23 protein-coding genes are annotated in these 26720 nt (G+C 58.3%); 10 read left to right on the forward strand and 13 right to left on the reverse strand.

The window, feature by feature from the left end; translation table 11 throughout:
* The first annotated feature begins 358 nt into the window (after window positions 1-358).
* A complete protein-coding gene (locus AC6I8I_RS03415; protein ID WP_312057489.1) occupies window positions 359-1372 on the forward strand; it encodes an acyltransferase family protein in 1014 nt (337 codons plus the stop codon).
* Between the two features lie 58 nt (window positions 1373-1430).
* Here AC6I8I_RS03415 and panD read toward each other — a convergent pair whose 3' ends face one another.
* The 9 genes from panD to thpR all read right to left on the reverse strand — a co-directional run bounded on the left by panD (window position 1431) and on the right by thpR (window position 8498).
* Window positions 1431-1811 (reverse strand): aspartate 1-decarboxylase, encoded by a 381-nt coding sequence (gene panD, locus AC6I8I_RS03420; RefSeq protein ID WP_031375740.1) that lies wholly within the window; start codon window positions 1809-1811, stop codon window positions 1431-1433.
* A 51-nt stretch (window positions 1812-1862) separates the two neighbouring features.
* On the reverse strand, window positions 1863-2717 hold the full coding sequence (gene panC, locus AC6I8I_RS03425) for a pantoate--beta-alanine ligase (protein ID WP_497828327.1): 855 nt from the start codon (window positions 2715-2717) through the stop codon (window positions 1863-1865).
* Window positions 2718-2732: 15 nt separating this feature from the next.
* Entirely contained in the window at window positions 2733-3527 is a 795-nt protein-coding gene (panB, locus tag AC6I8I_RS03430) for a 3-methyl-2-oxobutanoate hydroxymethyltransferase (protein ID WP_312057487.1), read from the reverse strand.
* Window positions 3528-3610: 83 nt separating this feature from the next.
* Window positions 3611-4096, reverse strand: a complete 486-nt coding sequence (gene folK / locus AC6I8I_RS03435) for a 2-amino-4-hydroxy-6-hydroxymethyldihydropteridine diphosphokinase (protein ID WP_312057486.1) — start codon at window positions 4094-4096, stop codon at window positions 3611-3613.
* Entirely contained in the window at window positions 4093-5511 is a 1419-nt protein-coding gene (gene pcnB, locus AC6I8I_RS03440; RefSeq protein ID WP_312759446.1) for a polynucleotide adenylyltransferase PcnB, read from the reverse strand. The genes folK and pcnB overlap by 4 nt, the downstream gene beginning before the upstream one ends.
* A 39-nt stretch (window positions 5512-5550) precedes the next feature.
* The gene (gluQRS, locus tag AC6I8I_RS03445) at window positions 5551-6477 is read right to left on the reverse strand and encodes a tRNA glutamyl-Q(34) synthetase GluQRS (protein WP_312057485.1); all 927 of its coding nucleotides are present in this window, start codon (window positions 6475-6477) and stop codon (window positions 5551-5553) included.
* A gap of 73 nt (window positions 6478-6550) precedes the next feature.
* Entirely contained in the window at window positions 6551-7006 is a 456-nt protein-coding gene (gene dksA, locus AC6I8I_RS03450) for an RNA polymerase-binding protein DksA (RefSeq protein WP_031375735.1), read from the reverse strand.
* A 248-nt stretch (window positions 7007-7254) separates the two neighbouring features.
* The gene (gene sfsA / locus AC6I8I_RS03455) at window positions 7255-7959 is read right to left on the reverse strand and encodes a DNA/RNA nuclease SfsA (RefSeq protein WP_497828328.1); all 705 of its coding nucleotides are present in this window, start codon (window positions 7957-7959) and stop codon (window positions 7255-7257) included.
* Between the two features lie 11 nt (window positions 7960-7970).
* Complete coding sequence (gene thpR, locus AC6I8I_RS03460) at window positions 7971-8498, reverse strand: RNA 2',3'-cyclic phosphodiesterase (protein WP_409519792.1); 528 nt, start codon at window positions 8496-8498, stop codon at window positions 7971-7973.
* A gap of 36 nt (window positions 8499-8534) precedes the next feature.
* On the opposite strand from thpR, the gene hrpB reads away from it, so the two are divergent.
* The 6 genes from hrpB (at window position 8535) to fhuB (ending at window position 19776) form a co-directional block, all read left to right on the forward strand.
* On the forward strand, window positions 8535-11018 hold the full coding sequence (gene hrpB, locus AC6I8I_RS03465) for an ATP-dependent helicase HrpB (protein ID WP_497828329.1): 2484 nt from the start codon (window positions 8535-8537) through the stop codon (window positions 11016-11018).
* Window positions 11019-11116: 98 nt separating this feature from the next.
* Window positions 11117-13654 (forward strand): bifunctional glycosyl transferase/transpeptidase, encoded by a 2538-nt coding sequence (mrcB, locus tag AC6I8I_RS03470; protein ID WP_316553872.1) that lies wholly within the window; start codon window positions 11117-11119, stop codon window positions 13652-13654.
* Between the two features lie 200 nt (window positions 13655-13854).
* Window positions 13855-16074, forward strand: coding sequence for a ferrichrome porin FhuA (gene fhuA, locus AC6I8I_RS03475; RefSeq protein WP_497819660.1), 2220 nt, complete (start codon window positions 13855-13857; stop codon window positions 16072-16074).
* 39 nt (window positions 16075-16113) lie between these two features.
* Window positions 16114-16908, forward strand: coding sequence for a Fe3+-hydroxamate ABC transporter ATP-binding protein FhuC (gene fhuC, locus AC6I8I_RS03480; protein ID WP_312057482.1), 795 nt, complete (start codon window positions 16114-16116; stop codon window positions 16906-16908).
* Window positions 16909-16918: 10 nt separating this feature from the next.
* Window positions 16919-17797: a Fe(3+)-hydroxamate ABC transporter substrate-binding protein FhuD gene (gene fhuD / locus AC6I8I_RS03485; RefSeq protein WP_497828330.1), complete on the forward strand. Its 879-nt coding sequence runs from the start codon at window positions 16919-16921 to the stop codon at window positions 17795-17797.
* On the forward strand, window positions 17797-19776 hold the full coding sequence (gene fhuB / locus AC6I8I_RS03490; RefSeq protein WP_497828331.1) for a Fe(3+)-hydroxamate ABC transporter permease FhuB: 1980 nt from the start codon (window positions 17797-17799) through the stop codon (window positions 19774-19776). The genes fhuD and fhuB overlap by 1 nt, the downstream gene beginning before the upstream one ends.
* Window positions 19777-19809: 33 nt before the next feature.
* On the opposite strand, the gene hemL is transcribed toward fhuB, so the two are convergent.
* A complete protein-coding gene (gene hemL, locus AC6I8I_RS03495; protein ID WP_312759318.1) occupies window positions 19810-21090 on the reverse strand; it encodes a glutamate-1-semialdehyde 2,1-aminomutase in 1281 nt (426 codons plus the stop codon).
* A gap of 204 nt (window positions 21091-21294) precedes the next feature.
* Here hemL and erpA point away from each other — a divergent pair, with 204 nt between their 5' ends.
* Complete coding sequence (gene erpA / locus AC6I8I_RS03500) at window positions 21295-21642, forward strand: iron-sulfur cluster insertion protein ErpA (RefSeq protein WP_031375266.1); 348 nt, start codon at window positions 21295-21297, stop codon at window positions 21640-21642.
* Between the two features lie 40 nt (window positions 21643-21682).
* Here the strand turns inward: erpA and AC6I8I_RS03505 are convergent, their stop codons facing one another.
* From AC6I8I_RS03505 to mtnN, 3 genes are all read right to left on the reverse strand, one after another.
* Window positions 21683-21934: a hypothetical protein gene (locus tag AC6I8I_RS03505; RefSeq protein ID WP_312056741.1), complete on the reverse strand. Its 252-nt coding sequence runs from the start codon at window positions 21932-21934 to the stop codon at window positions 21683-21685.
* Between the two features lie 115 nt (window positions 21935-22049).
* Window positions 22050-22853, reverse strand: a complete 804-nt coding sequence (btuF, locus tag AC6I8I_RS03510) for a vitamin B12 ABC transporter substrate-binding protein BtuF (RefSeq protein WP_497828332.1) — start codon at window positions 22851-22853, stop codon at window positions 22050-22052.
* Entirely contained in the window at window positions 22846-23544 is a 699-nt protein-coding gene (gene mtnN / locus AC6I8I_RS03515) for a 5'-methylthioadenosine/S-adenosylhomocysteine nucleosidase (protein WP_312056744.1), read from the reverse strand. The genes btuF and mtnN overlap by 8 nt, the downstream gene beginning before the upstream one ends.
* A 92-nt stretch (window positions 23545-23636) precedes the next feature.
* On the opposite strand from mtnN, the gene dgt reads away from it, so the two are divergent.
* Together dgt and degP are read left to right on the forward strand one after the other, a co-directional pair.
* The gene (gene dgt, locus AC6I8I_RS03520; protein WP_312056745.1) at window positions 23637-25127 is read left to right on the forward strand and encodes a dGTPase; all 1491 of its coding nucleotides are present in this window, start codon (window positions 23637-23639) and stop codon (window positions 25125-25127) included.
* A gap of 132 nt (window positions 25128-25259) precedes the next feature.
* Entirely contained in the window at window positions 25260-26699 is a 1440-nt protein-coding gene (gene degP, locus AC6I8I_RS03525) for a serine endoprotease DegP (RefSeq protein WP_312056746.1), read from the forward strand.
* Window positions 26700-26720 lie beyond the last annotated feature (21 nt).

Here is a 26720-nt window from a genome sequence, read left to right on the forward strand (position 1 = left end):
AGCTGGCGGCCGGTGTCAAATTTAACCTTTTAATAACATCATCAGCCAGCCGCGGCGCATTATTCTTCCTCAGTCGCGGACATTAATACCCGCCTGACCGCTAGTGGCAATAAAATAACCTTAAGCATTATCTGATAATAACCCGTTCTGCCTTTATATCGTTCTGATTTGACACAGCTAAAAAATTTTTAGGAATTGTATTAATGGCTGGCTGTTGTTTAATTGCAGCGGAGTTATCAAAATAGCGCCAGATTAAGGTTATTCCTCTGAACATGGACGAAAAAGGGGGTATGTTGAGTGTTCAATAAGAAAGGTACCCGGTAAATCAGGGCCGATCTTAATTAAAAGGCAGGAAAAAATGAATCGTATTACGTGGATCGATAATCTGCGGGGATTGAGTATTCTCGCAATCATTTTTTTGCATAGTACCATCGCCGTGCATAATAATGCCGGACACTTTACCGCCTTCAGTAGCCTGTTAAATGAAATGCTTGCACCAGTTCGATTAGGACTGATGTTTTTCGTTTCAGGTTTATTTGTCGATGCGGGATTAAGAAAAGGCCTGGGTCCTTTTTTTAATAATAAGGTCCGCAGCATCCTTTATCCTTTCGTGGTTTGGGTGATTATTTATGGCGGGTTAAAGATTGCCTTTAGCTCAATGGCCAATACGCCGCAGTCTCCGTTGAACATTATTCTCTCCCACCTGACGGGCGGGGGCGATATGACATGGTTCCTGCAGTCGCTGTTTATTTTCTTTGTGGTGATTATCTTTGCCCGTCACCTGCCATTCCTGCTGGTGTTCGCGGTCTGTATGGGACTGAGTTGGGGGCTTCCGGCGATCGATCCTGACAGCGTATTTGCCAGCTTCGATAACACCCACGTCAATAAGTCGTTTTACCTGTTCGTTTTCTTCTACCTCGGTGACTACGTGGTAAGAAAACAGGTCGATATCGCGGATAAAGTGCAGCATGGCCCGACGTTAATCATTTCACTGTTAAGCTTTGTGCTGCTCTCCTGCTTAAATATCCTGGTGCTGGAGAACAACTCGCCGGCTTTACTGTCGCCGCTGGCGCTGTTGTCGGTGCCGTTCTTTGTCTGGATTGCGCTGAAGCTGAAGTCGAATCTGGTTTACTATATCGGGGTCAACTCAATCGTTTTTTACCTATCGCATTATCTGGCGATTCAGTTCTTCAGCAAGATGGTGAAGTTTGAAAGTCCGTCAGCCTGGGTTAACGATCTGAAGTTTATCTCCGCTTTTCTGGTGGCGCTGGCGCTGCCGTGGACGCTGTGTCTGCTGAGGAAGCGTGGCTGGTTCAACTTCCTGTTTACCATGAAAAAACCGTCTAAATCGCTCGCGACTAAACCGGTGTAAGCGCGGTCAGGTCAGCAAAAAAAGGGCCGCCGATCGCCGATCGGTGGCCCTTTTTCGATCAGGCAACCTGCACCGGGACCGCTTTCGCCAGCCGCTTCATCTGGTTGTCGCCCTCAAAGTAAGCCACTTTAGGCTGCCACTGGCGTGCTTCCGCATCCTCAACCTGCACGTAAGAACAGATGATCAGAATGTCGCCTTCACAGGCGCAGCGTGCCGCCGCCCCGTTGACGGAAATGATTTTGGAGCCACGTTCAGCGGCGATGGCGTAGGTCGAAAAGCGCTGGCCGTTGGTGACGTTGTAAATATCAATCGCTTCATATTGCAGAATGCCGGACGCATCAAGGAAGTCCTGATCAATAGCACAGGAGCCTTCATAGTTGAGGTCCGCCTGCGTAACCTTCACGCGGTGCAATTTGCCTTGTAATACAGTGCGAATCATAGCCAGAAACCTTGTCAGACGAGGAATAAAATGACCTTCAGCGGATGCAGCTTACTGCGTCAGGTCGACAGTTTGATTATCGATTAAGCGGGCATTACCCAGCCAGGCCGCCATCAGTACCACGGCGCGCTGGCTGTCAACCGTCAGCGGTTGCAGGGTTTCCGCATCGCAAATGGCCAGGCCATCCGGACGTAAGCCCCGCTCCAGCAGCGTCTGACTGGCCGCCTCGATGATCTCTTCAATGTGGCGCTCGCCGTTGGCCAGCCGCGCCGCCATCTGATTCATGACCTGACTCAGCGCAGGTGCCAGCTTACGCTCATCAGCGGTCAGGTAGCCATTGCGTGAACTCAGCGCCAGGCCATCTTTGGCGCGCACCGTCGGCACGCCGACAATCTCAATGTCGAAGCCCATGTCAGCCACCATCTTGCGAATGATCGCCAGCTGCTGAAAATCCTTTTCACCGAAACAGGCAATGTCCGGCTGAACCAGGTTAAACAGCTTGCTGACAATGGTCGCCACGCCGCGAAAATGGCCGGGACGGGTTTCCCCTTCCAGCAGCGAAGAGAGCACCGGCACTTCAACAAAGGTCTGATTCTTCAGGCCATGCGGGTAGACTTCAGCCGATGACGGGGCGAACACCACATCAACCTGATAGCGGTTCAGCTTCTCGCAATCCTGCTGCAGGGTACGCGGATAGCGCGCCAGATCGTCAGCGCGATCAAACTGCATCGGGTTGACGAAGACGGAGACAATCACGATGTCGCCGCGCGATCGCGCTTCATCAACCAGCGTTAAATGTCCTTCGTGCAGATTGCCCATGGTGGGCACCAGCGCGATGCGCTTACCTTGTTGCCGCCAGCGGCGCACTTCACGGCGCAGCATCGGCAGCGTTTCAATGATCAACACGGTTACTCTCCTGAGTTACTGGAAGCTGTGCTCTGCCGCCGGGTAGGTGCCGGCTTCGACTTCGGCGATATAGTGGCGAATCGCGGCGCGGATATCGCCGGTCGCGGCGAGGAAGTTTTTAGCAAATTTGGGAATGTGACCGCCGGTCACGCCCAGCGCATCGTGCATTACCAGGATCTGTCCATCAGTTACGTTTCCGGCCCCAATGCCGATCACCGGAATGGAGAGGGCAGCGGTCACGCGCTGAGCCAGCGCAACCGGTACGCACTCCAGCACCATCAGCTGTGCACCTGCTGCTTCCAGCGCCAGCGCATCCGTCATCAGCTGCTCTGCGCCTGCTTCATCCCGGCCCTGAACCTTGTAGCCGCCAAAGATATTGACCGACTGTGGCGTCAGACCAAGGTGCCCGCAGACCGGTACCGCACGCTCGGTCAGCATCCGTACCGACTCTGCCAGCCAGCTGCCGCCTTCCAGCTTCACCATATTGGCACCGGCACGCATCAGCTGAGCGGCGTTGTCGAAGGTTTGTTGTGGTGTGGCATAGCTCATGAACGGCAGGTCGGCGAGCAACAGCGCCTGTGGCGCACCGCGCCGGACGGCGGCAGTGTGGTAGGCGATATCGCTGACCGTGACCGGCAGGGTGGAATCATGACCCTGCACCGTCATGCCGAGGGAATCACCAACCAGCATCACCTGGATACCTTCGTCGGCAAACAGGCGGGCAAAACTGAAATCGTAGGCAGTCAGCGTGGCGAATTTTTTGCCGTCGGTTTTCCACTGACGCAGATGTGACATTGTGGTGGGTTTCATGGCGCTCTCAACTCAGAAATTCTGATGGGCGCAGTTTACTGGATAGCGTGAAAGAGCGGAATCGAAGATGTGTGATTGTGTGCTCAGGCGTGCCAGAGTTGGATAGCGCCGCTGTCGAGGGTGGCAAGCACGGCGCTGAGCGCCCGGCCATCCGGCAGCGTGGCGTCAGGTGCGATGGCCAGCAGCGGCACCAGCATAAAGGCGCGGTTCAGCAAGTCATAGTGTGGCACGATCAGGCGATCGCTGTTAATCACCGCGTCGCCAAACAGCATCACATCGATATCCAGCGTGCGTGGACCCCAGCGCTCCGCTTTACGCACCCGGCCATGCTCTCGCTCAATCCGCTGGGTATGATCCAGCAACGCCTCGGCACTCAGTCCGGTCTCCAGCGCCACGGCGGCGTTGAGAAAGTCAGGCTGATCGGGTGGGCCGTAGGGCGGCGTGCGATAGAACGGCGAGGTGGCGATGCGTTGCGTCTGCGGCAACGCATCCAGTGCGCTTAGCGCTGCATCAACCTGATGCAGCGGATCAGCCAGATTACTGCCTAACGCGAGGTAAACCCGGGTCATGACGCGTTTTGATTATCGCGACGCGGTGCCGAAGGACGACGGCGAGGACGGCGTGATTTATGCCGCGGTGCCGGATCGTCACCCAGGTTATTGAGCATGGTTTTCTGGTGTGGCGGTGCCGCCACCTGGAATTCACCCCACCACTGGCTCAGGCGCAGCAGTTCCGGGTTGTTTTCCACTTCAGCGCGCAACGCCAGCAGGTCATACGCGGCGCGGAACTTAGGATGCTCCATCAGTTTCCAGGCGCGTTTACCGTGGCGACGCGACATGCGTAACTGAAGCTGCCAGATATCACGGATTAGCGACGTGATACGTTTCGGGATCGCCAGCGCGCGGCAGGCTTCATCCAGCGTATCGTTCATTGCCATCGCAAAGGCTTCGAAATAGGTCAGGCCGCTTTCCTGCGCAATGCGTTCGGCCGCTTCAAGCTGTGGATACCAGAACATCGCCGCAAACAGGAAGGCCGGATTGACGCGCATGTCGTTGTGGATGCGGTTATCGGTGTTTTTCAGCACCTGAGCCAGCATCTTCTCCATCAGGCTGTCGCTCTGTTCGGTGAAGTTGCGCGCCAGCGTCGGGAACAGCGGCTGGAACAGCTGGTATTCACACAGCTTGAGGTAGGTGCTATAGCCGTAACCTGCCTGCAGCAGCTTAAGCGACTCTTCGAACAGGCGCGCGGGCGGAATATCTCGCAGCAGCGAGGCCAGACGCGGGATCGGCTCAGCCGTTTCCGGCGCAATGCTCATGTTGAGCTTGGCGGCAAAGCGCGCGACGCGCAGCATCCGCACCGGATCTTCGCGGTAGCGGGTTTCCGGATCGCCAATCAGACGAATGATGCCCTGTTGCAGATCCTGCAGACCGCCAACATAGTCACGGACGCTGAAATCGGCGACGCTGTAGTAAAGGCTGTTGATGGTGAGATCGCGGCGCTGGGCATCATCTTCGATGGTGCCGAAAATGTTGTCGCGCAGCAGCATGCCGCTCTGGGCGCGCTGCGAACTGTTGCGATCGTCTTCGCTCTCTTCCATCTGGTGGTGACCACGGAAGGTAGCAACCTCAATCACTTCCGGACCAAACATCACGTGCGCCAGACGAAAACGACGGCCAACCAGGCGACAGTTGCGGAACAGCTTGCGCATCTGCTCTGGCGTGGCATTGGTGGTGACATCGAAATCCTTGGGTTTTTGCCCCAGCAGCAAATCGCGCACGCCACCGCCTACCAGATAGGCTTCATAACCGGCTTTATTCAGGCGATAGAGCACTTTGAGGGCATTTTCGCTGATGTCTTTGCGTGAGATGGTGTGGCTTTCACGAGGAATGATGGTCATATGACTCTCTGGTTCAACCTCTGCAGGGGCTTCCTCTTCATCACGCTTCAGGACTTTCCGGCAAAAATTAGCTACTCGGGTAAAAATGGGACACCTCGACAGTGGCGTAAAAGGGTGTAGGTAAAATCAGCGGCTAATCATAGCCTGTTGAGAACCATTTGAGAATGCTGTTGTCTCTGCATCCGGTTTCAGGGCGTTGTCCTGGGGCATCAAAGCGATATTCCACTGCGACACCGCGTCAGACAGTAGTTTGTCCTGCGTTAAGTCCTGCCAGCCGCTGCAAACCGGCTGTCCGAGAAAGCGTAACGCCGCGACTAACAGCGGCCGGGCATCGCCATCCGGCAGTGACGGCGCATGATTCTGCTTCGACAACTTATTGCCGTCGTGATTCAGCGCCAGTGGCAAATGCAGATAGTCGGGCAGCGGCCAGCCAAACTGCTGATAAAGTGCAATCTGCCGCACCGTCGGCTCAATCAAATCCGCTCCGCGCACCACCTCGGTGACGCCCTGAAAATGATCGTCGACCACCACCGCCAGGTTATAGGCAAACAGGCCATCGCGGCGGTGAATAATAAAATCTTCCTGCGCCAGTCGCGGGTCCGCCTGCACCTTGCCGCGCAACCGATCGTCAAACGCCAGCACCGGATTATGCTGCCGCAAACGCAGGGCGGCATTCTCCGGCCCGCGCTGCCGATCGCGGCAGTAGCCATCATAGAACCCCCCGATCTGCTGAATGCGACGACGGGAACAGGTACAGAAATAACTCTGACGATGCTGCTGAAGCCAGGCCAGCGCGTCGCGGTAGGCCTGATGGCGCTGTGACTGCCACAGTACCTCGCCATCCCAGGTCAGGCCGTAATGTTCCAGCTGATGCAAAATGCGCGAGGCTGCGCCAGGCACCTCACGCGGCGGATCGATATCTTCAATCCGCACCCGCCAGATACCCTGCTGCGCACGCGCGCTCAGGTAGCTGCCTAACGCAGCAATCAACGAGCCGAAATGAAGTTCACCAGACGGGGAGGGGGCGAAGCGGCCAATGCAGGAGGCGGTCATAGGCGTTAAACGTGACCACGCAGCGGAATAACCGGTAGGTGTTCCACTGCGTGGCAACGTGCTGGACGCGGCATTAGCCGGCCATTTGTTTCTCACGAATTTCTGCTAACGTCTTACAGTCGATGCAGAGATCGGCCGTTGGACGCGCTTCGAGACGGCGAATACCGATCTCAACGCCACAGGAATCGCAATAGCCAAAGTCGTCATCTTCAACTTTCTTCAGCGTCTTCTCGATCTTTTTGATCAGTTTACGTTCGCGATCGCGGTTACGCAGCTCCAGGCTGAACTCCTCTTCCTGCGCGGCACGGTCAACCGGGTCCGGGAAGTTAGCAGCTTCATCCTGCATGTGCGATACGGTACGATCGACCTCGTCCCGCAATTGATTACGCCAGGCTTCCAGAATCTTGCGAAAATGGGTCAGCTGCGCGTCGTTCATATACTCTTCGCCCGGCTTCTCCTGATAAGGCTCCACCCCAGCGATGGCGAGAATACTCAGGGACGATGTTTTACGGTTTTGCCCTTCTTGCATGTTGTTTCTCCTGGATAACACGCACTATACCCTTCGACTTTCGTCTTGCAGGTGCGTTGCTGCTAGCCTGCTGTTTGACATCTACGGGGTACATCGATCCCCCATTGGGGAAAAAAACAGGCCGCTATAAATAACAGAAGCAGTCAGGGTTGGCAATTATTCGTGAACGCACCTTGACAAGCCTGTGAGGAACAGCGTAATTGGGCCTCAGCACAGAGCATTCTTATCACATAAAATTGCAAAAGATATTACAAGCTTACGATAAGCGGCGTTTTAAGAAACATGCCCGCCGCGGATAAGTCCGCCTGATACGCTAAAACCTCCACGCCTTCCCGCTGCGCCTGGACCAGTTGCTCTGCGTAAGCCACGTCAATGTGACGCGCCGGGGAAACGTCCTCAATCCCCGAGTGCAGAACGGCAAACAACAAAACGGCCCGATGACCTTCTGCCGCGACCATAGCCAGCTCGCGCAGATGTTTCTGTCCCCGAACCGTCACCGCATCCGGAAAATAACCTTTTCCTTCATGTAAAAGGGTTACGGATTTCACCTCAATATAGCAGTTGCGTCGGTCCTGCGCCTTGAGCAGAAAATCAATTCTGCTTTTTTCACTGCCATATCTCACTTCTGCCTGTCGCTGCTGATAACCGGCCAGTTCCGGCAGGTGTTGCTGATCGAGCGCTTCAGCCACCAGCTGATTGGCGCGCAGAGTATTGACGCAGATCCAGTGGCCCTGTTGTGTCTCGGTCAGCTCCCAGCTGTGCGGGTATTTTCGCGTCAGGCTGTCCGAGGTGGAGTACCAGACCCGGTCGCCTGGCGTGGCGCAGCCGGTCATGGCACCGGTATTGGCGCAGTGAATTGTCAGGATCTCGCCGGAGGGGGTTTCGACATCGGCCAGAAAGCGCTTGTAACGGGCGATCAAGCGAGCGGGTTTTAGCGGCGGAGAGAAATGCATAAGCGTCCTGATTAAGGCTGTAACGGCCAGCTGGCCAGCGCACGATAGCGGGTCCGGCCCTGAGCAAAGTCAGAGGCGAACAGGGAAAACTGCGTGACGCGAAAGCGCCAGTGAAAGCCGCGCGGCGGCAGGGCAACCGGCTGTGTCGCCTGTCGCAGCAGGGTGATGTGCGGATGAAACGGCTGCGGACTTTGATGACAGCCGTGGCGGGCGGCCTGCGCCCGTAGCAGGCTGGCCAGTTGCAACAGACCGCGCGGCGCCCGCTGGCAACCGAGCCACACCACGCCGGGACGCGGCCAGTGACCGGCGTCATCCAGATCCAGATCAAACGCTGGCTGCACAATGCGCGACGCCAGGGTTTGCAGCCGCTGTGCGGTCTCTGGCGTCACCTCGCCAAGAAACGCCAGCGTCAGGTGCAGATTGGCGGCGGCCACCGGACGGCCCGCCTCGGCGGGAAAGGTATCGGCCCGCCAGCGCACCAGCTGTTGCTGCATCGCGTCAGGCAGGCTGATGGCAAAAAATAAGCGTTGGGTCGACATGGCGCTCTCCGGCAAATTTCACGGATGGATGCTACAATGCGCGCCATCTTAGCACAGGCAGAAGCGGAGTTTGCTGTGAGCGATTTACCGGTCAGCGCGGTGCTGCCTGACATCCTGGCGGCACTGAGCCGCGCCTCACAAATCCTGCTGGCGGCGCCGACCGGCGCGGGCAAATCCACCTGGCTGCCGCTGCAGCTGTTGCAGCAGGCGGACCTGCCAGGCCGGATCATTATGCTGGAGCCGCGTCGACTGGCGGCGCGCAACGTGGCGCAACGGCTGGCGGAGCAACTGGGTGAGCAGCCGGGGGCCACAGTCGGTTTCCGGATGCGCGGCGAAAGCTGCGTCGGGCCACAGACCCGGCTGGAAGTGGTCACCGAGGGGATGCTGACCCGGATGCTGCAGCACGATCCGATGCTGGACGGAGTGTCGCTGGTGATCCTTGATGAGTTCCACGAGCGCAGCCTGCAGGCCGATCTGGCGCTGGCACTGCTGCTGGATGTCCAGCAGGGGCTGCGCGACGATCTGAAGATCATGCTGATGTCAGCCACGCTGGACAATGCGCGGCTGGCGGCGCTGTTGCCAGACGCGCCGCTGATCGTGTCGGAAGGGCGCAGCTATCCGGTTGAACGGCGCTACGCGTCGCTGAACGCCAACGTGCGCTTCGAGGAGGCGGTGGCGCGTGAAGTGGCGCAACTGCTGCGCGATGAGCAGGGATCGTTACTGCTGTTTTTGCCCGGCGTAGCGGAAATCGAGCGGGTCAGGCGCGAGCTGGAATCGCGTATTAGCGATGACGTTGACCTGACGCCGCTGTATGGCGCACTGCCGCTGGCGGCGCAGCGTCGGGCGATTCTTCCCGCGTCGCAAGGACGCCGGAAAGTGGTGCTGGCCACCAATATTGCCGAGACCAGCCTGACGATAGAAGGGATCCGGCTGGTGGTCGACAGCGCGCTGGAACGCAGTGCGCTGTTTGATGCCCGCAGCGGCGTGACCCGTCTGCAGACCCAGCGCATCAGCCAGGCCTCGATGACCCAGCGCGCCGGACGTGCCGGGCGTTTAATGCCGGGCATCTGTTTGCATCTGCTGCCACAGGAGCAGGCGTCACGCGCGGCGGCACAGAGCGAGGCGGAGATCCTGCACAGTGATTTGTCATCGCTGTGGCTCGATTTGTTGCAATGGGGCTGTACCCAGCCGCAACAGCTGCAGTGGCTTGATCTGCCGCCGGCCAGACATCTGGCGGCGGCGCAGCAGCAGTTGACCCGTCTCGGCGCGCTGGATAGCCATGGACTGCTCAACACGCTGGGACGACGGATGGCGGCGCTGGGCTGCGATCCCCGGCTGGCCGCCATGCTGTGCGCCGCCGGTCAGGATGCCGATGCGGTCGCCACTGCCGCGCTGCTGGTGGCGATTCTGGAAGATCCCCCGCGCAGCGGCAGCGCCGATCTGCGCGATGCGCTGCACCGGCCACAACCGCAGTGGCTGCGTCGGGCGCAGCAGTGGCAGCGACGGCTTAAGGTCAGCGGTGGCCGGGTGGATGATGACCGTTTTGCCGCCTTGCTGGCGGTGGGCTTCGGTGACCGGCTGGCGCGCCGGCGTGACGAGAGCGGCCGCTATCAGCTGGCCAATGGACTGGGCGCGATGCTGGATCAGCAGGATGGTCTGACGCGCAACGCGTGGCTGATCGCCCCGGCGTTGTTACAGGGCAGCGCCACGCCGGATGCGCGGATGTTGCTGGCGCTGCCGGTCGACATTGAGGCGCTGTGTCAGCAGCAGCCTGCGCTGATTGAGCGGCGGACGGAAGTCGAATGGGATGAGGAGAAGGGCACTCTGCGCACCCTGCGACGTGAGCAGATTGGCGCGCTGGTGCTGAAAACTCAGCCGCTGGCCCGTCCGGAACCGGCGGTGCTGCAGGCGGCTATTCTGCGCTGGGTGGCGGAAAAGGGGCTGTCGGTGTTGGGCTGGACGCCTCAGGCGGAGCAGCTGCGCCTGCGCATCCAGTGTGCCGCACAGTGGTTGCCGGAAGAGCCGTGGCCAGCGGTCGATGATGCCGCGCTGCTCGACAGCCTGCCACAGTGGTTGCTGCCGCAGATGTCCGCCGTCCGCGATCTGAAAACGCTGCAATCAGTGGACCTCGTCAACGCGCTATTACATTTACTCACATGGTCACAACGCCAGCGGCTGGATAGTGCGCTGCCAACTCATTACACTGTGCCGACCGGAAGCCGGCTGCCGATCCGCTACCACGCGGACAAGCCCCCGGCACTGGCGGTGCGGATTCAGGAGATGTTTGGCGAAGCCACCAATCCCGCCGTCGCGGAAGGCCGGGTACCGCTGGTGCTGGAGCTGTTATCGCCGGCGCAGCGCCCGTTACAGATTACCCGCGATTTGGCGGCTTTCTGGCGCGGCGCGTATCCGGAGGTCCGCAAAGAGATGAAAGGGCGCTATCCTAAACATCCCTGGCCAGACGATCCGGCCACCGCCTTGCCGACAAGGCGCACCAAAAAAATGTCTCCGCAAGGTTGAGACCGCTGGATCGAATTCAGAGGGTTCTGCCATGCGGAACGCGAGAAAGCAGTTAGAGTAGCGGCGCAGCCGTAAGCTATGCCTGGAGAATAAAAGTAATGTCTGGCAACGATCGCGAACCTATTGGGCGCAAAGGTAAACCGTTGCCGCCGCGCAGCAGTGCGCGCCGGGGACGCCGCAGGGATATCGAACAGGATATCGATCAGGATGATTTTAATGATGACGAGGAGGAAGCGCCGGTGCCACGTAAAGGTAAAGGTGGAAAACCGCCGCGCGGCAAACGCCGTTGGCTGGGATGGTTAATCAAACTGTTCCTGGTGTTTGTGGTGGTGATGGCCGCATGGGGCGTCTACCTCGACTCGGAAATTCGCAGCCGGATTGACGGAAAAGTGTGGCAACTGCCCGCCACCGTCTATGGCCGTATGGTCAGCCTGGAACCGGGCATGGCCTACAACAAAAGTGAAATGGTGGCGCTGCTGGAAGGTACTCAGTATCGCGAGGTGTCACGTATCACCCGCCCTGGCGAGTTTTCAGTCAAAGGCAACACCATTGATTTGCTGCGTCGTCCGTTCGATTTCCCCGACAGTAAAGAGGGGCAGATCCACGCGCGCATGAGTTTCAGCAAGGATGAGCTGAGCGAGATTAAAAACCTCGAAACCGGCCGTGATTTTGGCTTCTTCCGCCTCGATCCGCGGTTGATTACCATGCTGCAGTCGCCGAATGGCGAACAGCGTCTGTTCGTCCCGCGCGCCGGCTTCCCGGATCTGCTGGTCGATACGCTGATTGCCACCGAAGATCGCCACTTCTACGAACATGACGGCATCAGCCCCTATTCGATTGGTCGCGCCTTCCTTGCCAACATTACCGCCGGTAAAGCGGTGCAGGGCGGCAGTACGCTGACCCAGCAGCTGGTAAAAAACCTGTTCCTCACTAACGAGCGTTCGCTGTGGCGTAAAGCGCGTGAAGCCTATATGGCGGTGATCATGGATGCGCGCTACAGCAAAGATCGCATTCTGGAACTCTATCTGAACGAGGTTTATCTCGGTCAGGCCGGCAGCGATCAGATCCGCGGTTTCCCGCTGGCCAGCCTCTACTACTTTGGTCGCCCGGTTGATGAGCTGAGCCTCGATCAGCAGGCGATGCTGGTCGGCATGGTGAAAGGCGCCTCGCTCTATAACCCGTGGCGTAACCCGAAACTGGCGCTGGAACGCCGCAATCTGGTGCTGCGCCTGTTACAGCAGCAGAAAGTGATCGACCAGGAACTGTATGACATGCTGTCGGCGCGTCCGCTGGGCGTGCAGCCGAAAGGTGGGGTCATTACCCCGCAGCCCGCCTTTATGCAGATGGTGCGTAATGAGCTGCAGGCGAAGCTCGGTGACAAGGTGAAAGATCTCTCCGGCGTGAAGATTTTCACCACCCTCGATCCGGTCTCGCAGGATGCGGCAGAAAAAGCGGTAATCGACGGCATTCCGACGCTGAAAAAACAGCGCGGCCTGAAGGATCTGGAAACCGCGATGGTGGTGGTTGACCGCTTCAGCGGCGAAGTGCGCGCTATGGTCGGCGGTGCCGATCCGCAGTATGCCGGTTATAACCGTGCGCTGCAGGCGCGTCGTTCTATCGGTTCGCTGGCAAAACCGGCCACCTATCTGACCGCGCTGAGCCAGCCGAACAGCTATCGTCTTAACAGCTGGATTGCCGATGAGCCCATCGCGCTGAAACAGCCGAACGGCAGCGTCTGGAAACCGATGAACGACGATCGTCGCTTCAGCGGAAAAGTGATGCTGGTGGATGCGCTGACCAACTCGATGAACGTGCCTACGGTTAACCTTGGGATGACGCTGGGTCTGGATGCGGTTGTCGATACCTGGAACAAGCTGGGCGTGCCTAAAGAGCAGCTGCACCCGGTGCCCGCGATGCTGCTGGGGGCGTTAAATCTGACGCCGGTTGAAGTGGCACAGGCGTTCCAGTCGATCGCCAGCGGCGGCAACCGCGCCTCGCTGTCGGCGGTGCGCTCGGTGATTGCTGAAGATGGCAGCGTACTGTATCAGAGCTATCCGCAGGCGCAGCGCGTTGAGCCGGCTCAGGCCGCTTACCTGACGCTCTACACCATGCAGCAGGTGGCCGATCACGGTACCGCCCGTGCGCTGGGCGCGCGATTCCCGAATGCGCATCTGGCGGGCAAAACCGGTACCACCAACGATCTGGTCGACAGCTGGTTTGCCGGTATCGATGGTAAAGAAGTGGCGATCACCTGGGTCGGACGGGATAACAACCAGCCGACCAAACTGTACGGTGCCAGCGGGGCGATGCAGCTCTATCGTCGCTACCTTGACAACCAGGCGCCTATGCCGCTGCAGCTGACGCCACCGGAAGATGTGTCGCTGATGAATATCGACTCGGCCGGTAACTTTGTCTGCGGCACCGGCAGCAGCACCTGGCGTTCGCTGCCGGTGTGGGCGCTGGACCCGAATGCGCTGTGTCAGCAACAGCAACAACAGGTTCAGCAGCAGCAACAGCTGTTTGATCAACAGCAACAGCAGCAACAACAACAGCAGCAGCAACCTTCCCAGCAACCGCAGGAGCAGAAAGAGAGCGACGGCGTAGCGGGATGGATAAAAGATATGTTTGGTAAATAATTCCACCAGACTGGTTAAAAAGGGCGCTTCGGCGCCCTTTTTTTGTGCCTGATCAATACCGGTTAATCGCGCTGCAAACGGCGTCACGCCTGGGATTTATCCTTGCAGTCGCGACGTCGTTTCGCATATTATTCGACCGTTATAATAATCATTATCGTTTCGATTCGCCTGCACCTCCTTCATAGCTAAGAGACACCTTTATGAATGCGCGAACGACTTCCGCTTGTTGTACTAAGAAACATTTTTACCGCCAGCCTTTGGGGATCATGATTGCGCTGGCGTTGGCCAGCCTGAGCAGCAACCTGTTCGCGGAAGAGACCCTCGTGGTGTCAGCAGACGGCGGCGCTGGCGTGGCGGGCGAGAGCGCATGGGGACCTGCGCCGACCATTGCGGCAAAACAGAGTGCCACCGGCACCAAAACCGATACGCCGATTGAAAAAAATCCGCAGTCGGTTTCGGTAGTGACGCGTGAAGAGATGGAGATGCGCAACGTCACCAGCGTCAAAGGGGCGTTTAACTATACGCCTGGCGTGCTGACCGGTAACCGCGGCAGCTCAGACGTGATTGATGCGCTGTCAATTCGCGGCTTTAGCGAAACCAATACCAACCAGTATCTGGATGGCCTGAAACTGCAGGGTGATAACTACTCTGAGTTCGCTATCGATCCTTACTTCCTGGAACGCGCGGAGCTGCTGCGCGGGCCGGTCTCGGTGCTGTACGGCAAAAGCAACCCCGGCGGTGTCGTCGCGCTGGTCAGCAAGCGGCCGGTGCAGGAAACGCTGCGTGAAGTGCAGTTCCAGATGGGCAACGATAACCTGTTCTCGACCGGCTTTGACTTTGGTGGCGCGCTGGATGATGACGGCGTCTACAGCTACCGCCTGACCGGCCAGGCGCGCAGTCAGGATGCGCAGCAGGCGATGAACAAAGAGAAACGTTACACCCTCGCCCCGGCATTCAGCTGGCGTCCGGATGATCGCACCCGCGTCGATCTGCTGACCTATTTCCAGAACGAGCCTGAGACCGGCTATTACGGCTGGCTGCCGCGTCAGGGCACGGTGGTGCCGATTACCCGTGCCGACGGCAGCGAGTACAAGCTGCCGACCAATTTTGATGAAGGCGAACAGAGCAATAAGATTTCGCGGAACACCAAAATGGTCGGCTATAACGCCGAGCACAGCTTTAACGACACCTGGACGGTGCGGCAGAACCTGCGCTATGCCGACCTGCGTACCGATTACCGCAGTATTTATGGCAGCAGTTTCAATTCGGAAACGCAGGAGATTAATCGCGGTTCTGCTATCTCTGAAGAGAAGCTCAACCAGTTTGCGGTCGATACCCAGGCACAGGCGAAATTCGCCACCGGCCAGCTCGATCACACCCTGTTGCTGGGAGTGGATTATCAACGGACCCGTAACGATATTGATGCCGCTTTCGGCAGTGCTGCGCCACTTAATGCGATCAATCCGCAATATGGTAATGATGCTGCAATCGGTACGCCATTCCCTTATCACTATCTCAACAAGCAAGAACAAACCGGCCTTTATGCACAAGATCAGATGGAATGGGATCGCTGGGTACTGACGTTAGGTAGCCGTTACGATTACGCGATGACCTCTGCGCTTAACCGCAGCGGCAATACCGAAGTGAAAAACCACGATCAGGCCTTCACCTGGCGCGGTGGCCTGAACTATGTGTTTGATAACGGCGTGGCTCCCTACTTTAGCTATAGCGAATCATTCATTCCTAATACCGGCACCACTTCCGGCGGAAAGCCGTTTGATCCCTCACGGGCAAAGCAGTATGAAGCTGGCGTGAAATATGTTCCTAAAGATCGGCCTCTGGTGGTTACGGCGGCGGTTTACCAGTTAACCAAGACAAAAAACCTGACTGCTGAACCCGGTAATGTCACCTTCAGCGTACAGGGGGGGGAAATCCGCTCGCGCGGTGTCGAACTGGAAGCCAAAGCGGCGCTCAGTGCTAACGTCAACCTGACCGCGGCATACACCTACACCGATGCGGAATATACCGAAGACACGCTGCTGAAAGGCAAAACGCCGGTACAGGTACCGAAGCATATGGCCTCCTTGTGGAGTGATTACACCTTCCACGAAACCGCCCTGTCAGGGGTGACAATCGGCGCCGGGGTTCGTTACGTCGGTGAAAGCCAGGGACTGTATGCTGAGACCCCAGATAATACCGCGGCTGGACTCTCGAACCAGAACTTTAAGGTTGCCGGTTACACCACGGTCGACGCTGCGCTGAAATATGATCTCGCTCGCTTCGGTTTGCCCGGTTCGACAGTCGGCGTCAACGTCAACAACCTGTTTGACCGCGACTATGTTGCCAGCTGCTATCGTGACTACGCCTGTTACTGGGGCGCGGAACGCCAGATTGTCGGCACCGCCACCTTTAGATTTTGATTTAGCCGGGCGCTGCGGCGCCCGTTCACAGGGATTACCATGTCGTATCCGCACGCAGAAGAGGTGACCTTTACCCTGGATAACGCCAGCTTCCAGCTGCCGGGACGTTCCCTCCTTCAACCGCTGTCGCTGACCTTTCCGCCAGGCAAGGTCACCGCGCTGATCGGCCATAACGGCTCAGGCAAATCGACGCTGCTGAAAATGCTGGGTCGCCATCATCGCGCCAGCGCCGGACAGGTGCTGCTCAACCAGCAGCCGGTTGATCGCTGGAACAGCAAGGCCTTTGCCCGTCAGGTCGCCTATCTGCCGCAGCAGCTGCCCGCCGCGGAAGGGATGACGGTTCGCGAGCTGGTGGCGATTGGTCGTTATCCGTGGCACGGTGCGCTGGGGCGCTTTGGTCAGGAAGATCGCGATCGGGTGGATGACGCCATCGCACGGGTCGGACTGAACGCGTTTGCCGGGCGCCTGGTCGACAGCCTGTCGGGCGGCGAGCGTCAGCGCGCCTGGCTGGCGATGATGGTGGCGCAGAACAGCCGCTGTCTGTTGCTGGATGAGCCGACCTCCGCGCTGGATATCGCCCATCAGGTCGAGGTGCTGGCGCTGATTCAGACGCTGAGCCGTGAGCGCGGGCTGACCGTTATTGCGGTGCTGCACGATATCAACATGGCGGCGCGCTACTGCGATCATCTGGTGGCGCTGCGTCAGGGCGCGCTGATCGCCGAAGGCGGGCCAGAGGCGATGATGCAGGCTGAGGTGCTCGGGACGATTTATGGTATCCCGATGGGCATTTTACCGCACCCGCAGGGCGGTGCCCCGGTCAGTTTTGTCTACTAAGGATGGCTTCATGCCCGATCTGTTACGCCGTCGGCTGATGCTGGCACTGGCGGCGGCTCCGTTGTTCCGCAGCCTGCCGCTGCAGGCCGCCACGCCCGACCTGTCGCGCATTATTGCCCTTGAGTGGTTACCCACCGAACTGCTGCTGGCGCTTGGCGTTACGCCCTATGGGGTCGCGGATCTCCACAATTACAACATCTGGGTCGGTGAGCCGTCACTGCCCGCCGGTGTGGTTGACGTTGGCCTGCGCACCGAACCGAACCTTGAGCTGATGGCGCAGATGCAGCCGTCGCTGATCCTCTGCTCCAATGGCTACGGCCCGTCAAAAGAGAAACTGATGCGCATCGCGCCGATTATGGGCTTCGACCTCAACAGCGGTGACGGCAAACCCTTCAGCACCGCGCGCGCCTCGTTACGTCAGCTGGCGGCGCAGCTGGGACTGAGCAGCAGGGCAGAGCAGCATCTGCGCACGGTCGATAGCGAGCTGGCCGCAGCGCGTCAGCGTCTGGCACCTTACGCCGGGCGAACGCTGCTGCTGATGTCGCTGCTCGACAGCCGCCACGCCATTACCTTCGGTAAAAACAGCCTGTTTCTTGAAATCATGACCCTGCTGGGTTTGAAAAATGCCTGGCAGGGCGAAACCAATTTCTGGGGCAGTGCGGTGGTCGGTATCGAACAGCTGGCCCCGCTGGGCGATGTGGATGTCATCTGCTTTGATCACGATAACGAGGCGGATATGCAGCAGCTGATGCGCAGCCCGCTGTGGCAGTCGCTGCCGTTTGTGCGTGCCGGACGCTTTCAGCGCGTTCCGGCGGTCTGGTATTACGGCGCGACGCTGTCGGCGCTGCACTTTGTTCGCGTGCTGGAACGCGCGCTGGAGACGCACTGATGCGCCATGCTCTGTTCCCGGCGGCGCTGCTCAGCCTGCTGTTTCTGCTGGCGCTTGGCCTGACGCTGGTTAACCTGCAGCAGGCGTTACCGCTGGCACAGTGGTCACAGGCGTTGTGGTCGCCCGCCAGCGATAACGTCTCGCAGATGGTATTTCACTACAGCCTGCTGCCAAGGCTGGTGCTGGCACTGCTGGTGGGTGCCGGGCTGGGATTAGCCGGCTTGCTGTTTCAGCAGGTGCTGCGTAATCCGCTGGCCGAACCAACCACGCTGGGCGTCTCCTCTGGCGCACAGCTCGGCATCACCGTGGCGACCTTGTGGCAGTTGCCCGGCGGCGCCGTGACCCAGCAGTTTGCTGCCCTGATCGGGGCGGTAGTGGTTGGCGTGCTGGTATTTGGCGTGGCGTGGCGCAAACGTCTGTCGCCGGTCACCCTGATTCTGGCCGGTCTGGTACTGAGTCTCTACAGCGGCGCGGTAAACCAGATTTTCGCCATCTTTAATCATGACCAGTTGCAGAACATGTTTCTGTGGAGCACCGGCGCGCTGAACCAGATGAGCTGGGAAAACGTGCTGCAACTCTGGCCGCGTCTGCTGCTGGCGCTGCTGCTGGCGCTGGCGCTGCTGCGTCCGCTGACGCTGATGGGACTGGATGATGGCGTAGCCAAAAATCTGGGACTGGCGCTGTCGCTGGCGCGAATCGGCGGCCTGGCTCTGGCGATTCTGCTCAGCGCACAGCTGGTTAATGCCGCCGGTATTATCGGCTTTATCGGGCTGTTTGCGCCGCTACTGGCGAAGCTGCTGGGCGGCCGGCGGTTACTCAGCCGCATGCTGCTGGCACCGCTGATCGGCGCGCTACTGCTGTGGCTGGCGGATGGCTGCGTGCAGTGGTTAAGCGTTCACTGGCGCGAGATTCCGACCGGCACCGCTACCGCGCTGCTGGGTGTGCCGATTCTGCTGTGGCTGCTGCCGCGGCTGCGAACCGGTTCGGTGCCGCCAGCGCTGGATCAGGGGGATAACGTTCCGGCCGAGCGCCAGCATCTGCTGCGCTGGGTGCTGGTCGGCCTGCTGGCGCTGGCGCTGCTGGCGTGGGGCGGCCTGGCGTTTGGCCGCAATGCCCAGGGCTGGATCTGGTCTGCGGGCGATATGCTCCATCAGCTGCTGCCGTGGCGTGCGCCGCGGGTACTGGCTGCACTGGTGACCGGCCTGATGCTGGGCGTGGCGGGCAGCCTGATCCAGCGCCTGACCGGCAACCCGATGGCCAGTCCGGAAGTGCTTGGCATCAGTTCCGGTGCCGCCTGTGGTGTGGTGGTGATGATGTTTCTGGTGCCCGGCGATGCGCTGATGTGGCTGCTGCCTGCTGGCGCAATCGGCGCGGCGCTCACTCTGATGGTGATTATGCTGGTGGCCAGCCGTGGCGGTTTTTCACCGGAGCGGATGCTGCTGGCGGGGATGGCGCTGAACAGCGCCTTTGTCACGCTGCTGATGCTGCTGCTGGCCAGTGGCGATCCGCGCATGGGCGGCCTGCTGAGCTGGATCTCCGGCTCAACCTACAACATCAGTGGCAGCCAGGCGATACAGAGCGCTGGCTGCGCGCTGCTGCTGGTGGCGCTGGCTCCGCTGGCCAGCCGCTGGCTGACGCTGCTGCCGCTCGGCAGTGCCACGGCACGATCGGCGGGCATGGCGTTAACCCCGGCCCGGCTCAGCCTGCTACTGCTGGCGGCCGCGCTGACGGCCAGCGCCACGCTGACCATCGGGCCACTGAGTTTTGTCGGATTGATGGCACCGCATATGGCACGGATGCTGGGCTTCCGTCGGGCATTACCGCAGTTATTGCTGTCAGGCTTGCTGGGGGCGGGATTGATGGTGCTGGCGGACTGGTGCGGGCGGATGCTGGCGTTTCCGGATCAGATTCCGGCCGGGCTGATGGCGACCTTTCTCGGCGCGCCTTACTTCATCTGGCTGCTGCGGCGTTCAGGCTAGAAAAGACCGGCCTCAGCCGGTCTTATACCCATTTTACAGCTTCGCGAAGCAACGACGCGCGGCGTCAATGGTACGCTGAATATCTTCTTCGCTGTGGGCCAGCGACATAAAACCAGCTTCAAAGGCCGACGGAGCAAAGTAGACACCTTCTTCCAGCATCAGGTGGAAGAAGGTTTTGAAACGCTCAACATCACAGCGGGTCACGTCGGCGTAACAGGTCACGCTGTCAGCATCGGTGAAGAACAGGCCAAACATCCCGCCGACGTGGTTGACCACCAGCGGAATGTTTTGCTGCTGCGCCGCTTCACGCAGGCCGGTCGCCAGTTTGCGGGTCAGAGCATCCAGCGTCTGATGGGTGCCAGGCTGGGCGATCTGGGTCAGACAGGCATAACCGGCCGCCATGGCGATCGGGTTGCCCGACAGCGTGCCAGCCTGATAGACCGGACCGGTCGGAGCCAGCGCCGCCATCACCTCACGACGACCGCCAAACGCGCCAACCGGCATACCGCCACCGATGATCTTACCAAGGCAGGTCAGGTCAGGGCGGACGTTGTAATACTCCTGCGCGCCGCCCAGCGCCACGCGGAAGCCGGTCATCACTTCATCAATAATCAACAGCGCGCCAAACTCATCACACAGCGCCCGCAGGCCCGGCAGGAACTCTGGCTGCGGTGGAATGCAGTTCATGTTGCCGGCTACCGGTTCAACGATGATCGCGGCGATAGCCTCCGGATACTGTTCAAAGGCGGCGCGAACCGAATCGAGATCGTTGTAGGTGCAGGTCAGGGTATGCTTAGCGAAATCGGCCGGGACGCCTGGCGAATTGGGCTGACCGAGAGTTAATGCGCCCGAGCCCGCTTTGACCAGCAGATGATCGGCGTGCCCGTGATAGCAGCCTTCGAATTTGATGATTTTATCACGGCCGGTAAAGCCACGCGCCAGACGAATGGCGCTCATGGTGGCTTCGGTACCGGAGTTGACCATCCGCACCATCTCCATGCTCGGCACCAGTTCGCACACCAGCTGCGCCATGGTGACTTCCATCTCGGTGGGCGCGCCAAAGCTCAGACCGCGCTCAGCGGCCTCAATCACCGCGTTGCGAATCCCGGCGTTATTGTGCCCCAGCACCATCGGGCCCCACGATCCGACATAATCAATGTAGGCTTTGCCATCGGCGTCATACAGGTAGGCACCGTTGGCGTGTTCGATAAACAGCGGAACGCCGCCCACACCGGTAAATGCGCGTACCGGCGAGTTTACGCCACCCGGAATCAGGCGTTGTGCCTCGGCAAACAGTTGTTCGGACTTACTCATTTTCGGCTCCAGCGGTTCATAAAAATATCGCGCCATTCTACGGAAGAGGCGCAGCAGACGAAAGCCGGTTTCACCAGCCGCTATACTTAACCTTAGTGAAAGCGGCACAGAGTGCGAAGGGCAGAGCTTGATTGCGCTGAGGTGCTGGCAGATAATAGCGGTATTAAGGTCGTTTTCTGACCTGGACGTTTAGCGGAGTAAAACATGAGTGATGATGTAGCAGCACTGCCGTTGCAGTTTACCGACGCAGCAGCCACCAAGGTGAAGAACCTGATTGCCGACGAAGAGAACCCGGCGCTGAAATTACGCGTTTATATCACCGGCGGAGGTTGCAGCGGCTTCCAGTACGGTTTTACTTTTGATGACCAGATGAATGACGGCGATATGACCATTGAGAAGCAGGGCGTCTCGCTGGTGGTCGATCCGATGAGCCTGCAGTATCTGGTGGGCGGCTCGGTGGACTACACCGAAGGGCTGGAAGGATCGCGTTTTATCGTTACTAACCCGAACGCGAAAACCACCTGCGGCTGTGGCTCTTCTTTCAGTATCTGACAATCTCTGATAACGCAGGCCGTCTCCCTGACGGCCTCGTTTACCACTCTATCGTTACCAGCTGATGGTTTCGTCTCTGATTCCCCTGTGATGGAATAACACTACGCGTTACCCGCGGCTGCGCGCTCGCCTGTCTGCCGCAATCGATCTGCGGCACAGCCGGCGTCTCAGGGCGGTGAATTTCACAACGTGAAAAGATGACAAGCCTGACGCCAATAGAGCCGGTGACCGATCCTGCCAGCGTGTACGCCGGGATCAGCAGCCCCATCGCCAGTAGCAGTGCTCTGGTCATGTAAGGTTCCTGGTGTTGTTTAAAAAGCGCTAAGCGCTAAAAAGGACGGCGAGCATACGTGGCGTGCGCGTCTCATACCTTGATTAACGGCAAAAAAGGCTGTTTCTTTAATCGATTAGTTGGATTTTTGTGCGGGATGCAGCGCAGCACACAGCTGTTTTGCCGCCAGTAACAGGCGTGGGCCAGGGCGGCTGATCCAGTCATCATTTATCGCAATCACCGGCACGCTGAGCTGCGGCTGCCAGAAGGCCCGGATGTTGTCAGCCTGGTGGTCACTGCCGCCGATCACAATCGCCTGCGGGCGTCGCATCAGTACCTGTTCACGGCTGACCTGTGGCCAGCTGACCCGACTGTCGGCAAAGATATTCCTGCCGCCACACAGTTCAATGATCTCATTCTGTAAGGTCGATTTTGCGGCGGTAAACAGCGGCTGCTGACCAAACTGTAAAAACAGCGGCACCACCGGCAGATGAGCGTAGCGCTGACGCAGCGCGGCCTGCTGTTGACGTAACTGCTCTGCAGCCTCAACCGCCTGTTCAGGATGCGGGCTCCACTGCGCCAGTTTATCCAGCGTGGCAATCATCTGATCCAGCGAGACCGGATCGACCCATTCGATTTTTATGCCGAGCTGCTGCAGCTGGTCGATCTGTCGCTGCGGATTGCCGCCACGCCAGGCTAACACCCGATCCGGCTTCAGTTGCAGAATACGCTCGAGGTTAATCCCCTGCCAGTTGGCCACCTGTTCAATCGTTTTCGCCTGCGGTGGATAGTCGGACCAGGCGCTGACCGCAATCGGCGTAATGCCGGCGGCGAAGGCGAGTTCAGTCAGATGGGGCGCGAGGGTGATAACGCGCGGAGGGGAAGCCAGCAGGCTGCCGCTGATCAGCAGCAGCCAGCAGAACAGCAGAGTTTTAGCCACGCGCCAGACGCGCCAGCAGGTTCTCCACCATCAGCGACGACTGCTTAGCCGCGACGCTGAGGAACTCATCAAAGCTCAGGTGCGAGGCCTGATCAGCGACGTCAGAAATGGCACGAACCACCACGAAAGGCACCTGGAACTGGTGGCAGACGTGACCGATAGCTGCGGCCTCCATTTCCACGGCGATAGCCTGTGGAAACTGCTGACGAATACGCGCCAGCGGCTCAGCGCCGTTGATAAAGGCGTCGCCGCTCACCACCAGTCCGCGCACCGCATTCAGATCGAGCTGCTTAATGCAGGCTTCGGCTGCTGCAATCAAACCACTGTCGGCGACAAAGGCTGGCGGGCAGCCTGCCATCTGACCCGGCTGGTAGCCAAAAGCCGTGACGTCGGCATCGTGATAGCGCACTTCTTCCGATACCACGATATCGCCCACGCTCAGCGAAGCCGCTAAGCCGCCAGCCGAACCGGTGTTGATCACCACGTCGGGCTTACACAGCTGCAGCAGCAGGGTAGTACCCAGCGCGGCGGAGGTTTTGCCAATGCCCGATTTCAACAGGGCGACCTCAACGCCGTTCAGGGTACCGGTATAAATTTCACAGCCAGCCAGCGATAAAGTTTGACGGTTTTCGATTTTGTCGCGCAGCAGGGTAACTTCCTGCTCCATCGCACCAATAATGCCTGCTTTCATAGTGAGTCCCGCTAATGTAAAAAGTCATAATTTAAGGCATAGTCTACCATGGCTAACAGGGGATTAATTCACCAAAAAATAAGGGGTAATGAATGTCAGCGATCAATTTCAGGAAGAAGATCAGCTTCTCGCGCCCTTATACCAGCCGAAAAGATCCGGAAGGGGAATATTACATTACCCGCCACTTCGAGAGCGATCGCGGACGGATTATTAACTCCGCAGCGATTCGCCGATTGCAGCAAAAAACCCAGGTGTTTCCGCTGGAGCGCAATGCCGCGGTGCGTTCAAGGCTGACGCATTCGCTGGAGGTGCAGCAGACCGGACGCTATATCACCAAGGAGATCCTGCAGACCCTGAAAATGCAGGGCGGGCTGGCGCAATATGGACTGGACGAACTGGAAGGCGCGTTTGAGAGCCTGATTGAGATGGCCTGTCTGATGCACGACGTCGGCAATCCCCCGTTCGGGCATTTTGGTGAGGCGGCGATCAACGACTGGTTTGAAGATAATCTGCCGGCTGAACTGGTTGATCCGCTGGTGGCCGGGGTAGAAGGCGAGACGCAACGCCGCGCCTTCGACCAGCTAAACGCGATGATTCGACAGGATTTGTGCCATTTTGAAGGCAATGCGCAGGCGATTCGCATGGTCCATACGCTGCTGCAACTCAACCTCAGCTACTCGCAGGTTGCCTGCATTCTCAAATATACCGCCCCCGCCTGGTGGCAAGGCGAGAAGCCCGCCGAATTCAGCGTGTTAATGAAAAAGCCCGGCTTTTATCTCTCCGAGCAGGACTATATTAGTGACCTGCGCGCCGCAACCAATATGGCAGAGCACCATCGCTTTCCGCTGACTTATATAATGGAAGCCGCCGACGATATCTCCTATTGCATTGCCGATTTGGACGACGCTGTAGAAAAAGATATATTTAATGTTGAGAGTTTGTATGAGTTTCTCAATAAAGCCTGGGGGCCGGTAAAAAATAATGACGCCTTCAGCCGCACCATCGGCGAAGCCTGGCGTGAAGCCTGCAGTAAAAAGCGCCGCAGCCGCAGCGATCAATTCTTTATGTCATTACGCGTAAATGTTCAGAGCGTGCTGGTGACCTATGCAGTGAAGCGTTTTGTTGATAATCTGCCCGCCATCTTTGCCGGTAATTTCAATCATGCCTTACTGGAAGATGACGGCGAAGAGGGACGTTTATTGCAGTTGTTCAAAACGGTGGCGCGCCAGCAGGTATTTAATCATTCCGAAGTGGAACAGCTGGAATTACAGGGATATCGGGTTATTAAGGGATTACTGGAAATTTATCAGCCGCTAATGCTGCTCAATTATGAATCGTTTACTACGCTGATAAATGAAGACTTTCTGCGGCACCATCCGATTGAAACCCGGCTTTTTCATAAACTTTCCGGCAAGCATCGTAAAGCTTATCTGCATAAAATGCGCACCCTGGTAGTGGAGCATAAATATGAGCGCCTGCTGTGGGAGCGATATTATCGTTTTCGTCTGATTCAGGATTATATTAGCGGGATGACCGATCTCTATGCCTGGGATGAGTACCGGCGGCTGATGGCTGTCGAATAATCATCAATTGTAAAGAGCGCGAATAAATTTTTACCTTTGCTTGAAACTTTAAAAGGAACTTCGCGCTAAAACATTTATCTCAACACCGACCACAGCAATGGTCTGAACAGTTATCCTCAAGAGAAACCAAAAATGAAAAAAAAGAGTTTAATGCTAAGTGCGCTGGCCCTGAGCCTGAGTATGGCCCTGGCGCCCGTCACGGTTTCCGCTGCGCAAACCGCCTCTTCTGATAGTCAGCAACTGCCGAGCCTGGCACCGATGCTGGAGAAGGTGATGCCGTCAGTGGTGAGTATCAGCGTTGAAGGCACCACCACGGTGAAAACGCCGCGCATGCCACAGCAGTTCCAGCAGTTCTTTGGCGATAACTCGCCTTTCTGTCAGGACGGCTCACCGTTCCAGAGTTCACCGATGTGCCAGAGCGGCGACGGCTCTGATGGCGGTGCCCCGGTGCCGAATACCCAACAGGAAAAATTCCGCGCATTGGGATCTGGCGTGGTGATCAATGCTGAAAAAGGCTATGTGGTAACCAACAACCACGTAGTGAATAACGCCACCAAAATTCAGGTCCAGCTGAGCGATGGCCGCCGCTATGACGCCAAAGTGATCGGTAAAGATCCCAGCTCCGACATTGCGTTGATTCAGCTGCAGGACGCAAAAAACCTCACGGCGGTGAAACTGGCCGACTCTGACAATCTGCGGGTCGGTGACTACACCGTGGCGATCGGTAACCCGTATGGCCTGGGTGAAACGGTGACCTCAGGTATCGTTTCCGCGCTGGGCCGTAGCGGTCTGAATGTGGAAAACTACGAGAACTTTATCCAGACCGATGCGGCGATTAACCGGGGTAACTCCGGCGGCGCGCTGGTTAACCTTAACGGCGAACTGATCGGCATTAACACCGCGATTCTGGCACCGGATGGCGGCAACATCGGTATCGGCTTTGCTATTCCGAGCAACATGGTGAAAAACCTGACGGCGCAGATGGTGGAGTTTGGTCAGGTTAAACGCGGTGAACTGGGTGTGATAGGCACCGAGCTTAACTCTGAGCTGGCGAAAGCGATGAAGGTTGATGCGCAGCGCGGGGCCTTTGTCAGCCAGGTACTGCCTGGTTCGGCGGCGGCGAAAGCCGGTATCAAAGCCGGCGATGTGGTGGTCTCGATGAACGGCAAGCCACTGAACAGTTTTGCTGCGCTGCGTGCTGAAGTCGGTTCACTGCCGATTGGCACCACCCTGAAACTGGGTCTGCTGCGTGATGGCAAACCGCTGGATGTGTCGGTTCAGCTGCAGCAGAGCAGCCAGGCGAAAGTCCAGTCGGCCACCATCTACACCGGCATTGAAGGGGCCGATCTCAGCAATAGCGACACCGGTGATAAAGGGGTTCGGGTGGATAACGTCAAAGCGGGCAGCGCTGCCGCCCGTATCGGCCTGAAAAAAGGCGACGTGATTCAGGGCGTGAACCAGCAGCCGGTGACCAACCTCGGCGAACTGCGTAAGATCCTTGATGCCAAACCGTCGGTGCTGGCGCTCAACGTCAAGCGCGGCGACAGCAGCATCTACCTGCTGATGCAGTAAGCGGCAAGCTATGGCTATCAG

The sequence above is a fragment of the Pantoea sp. X-Soil-YNGN-775 genome, from assembly GCF_059730575.1.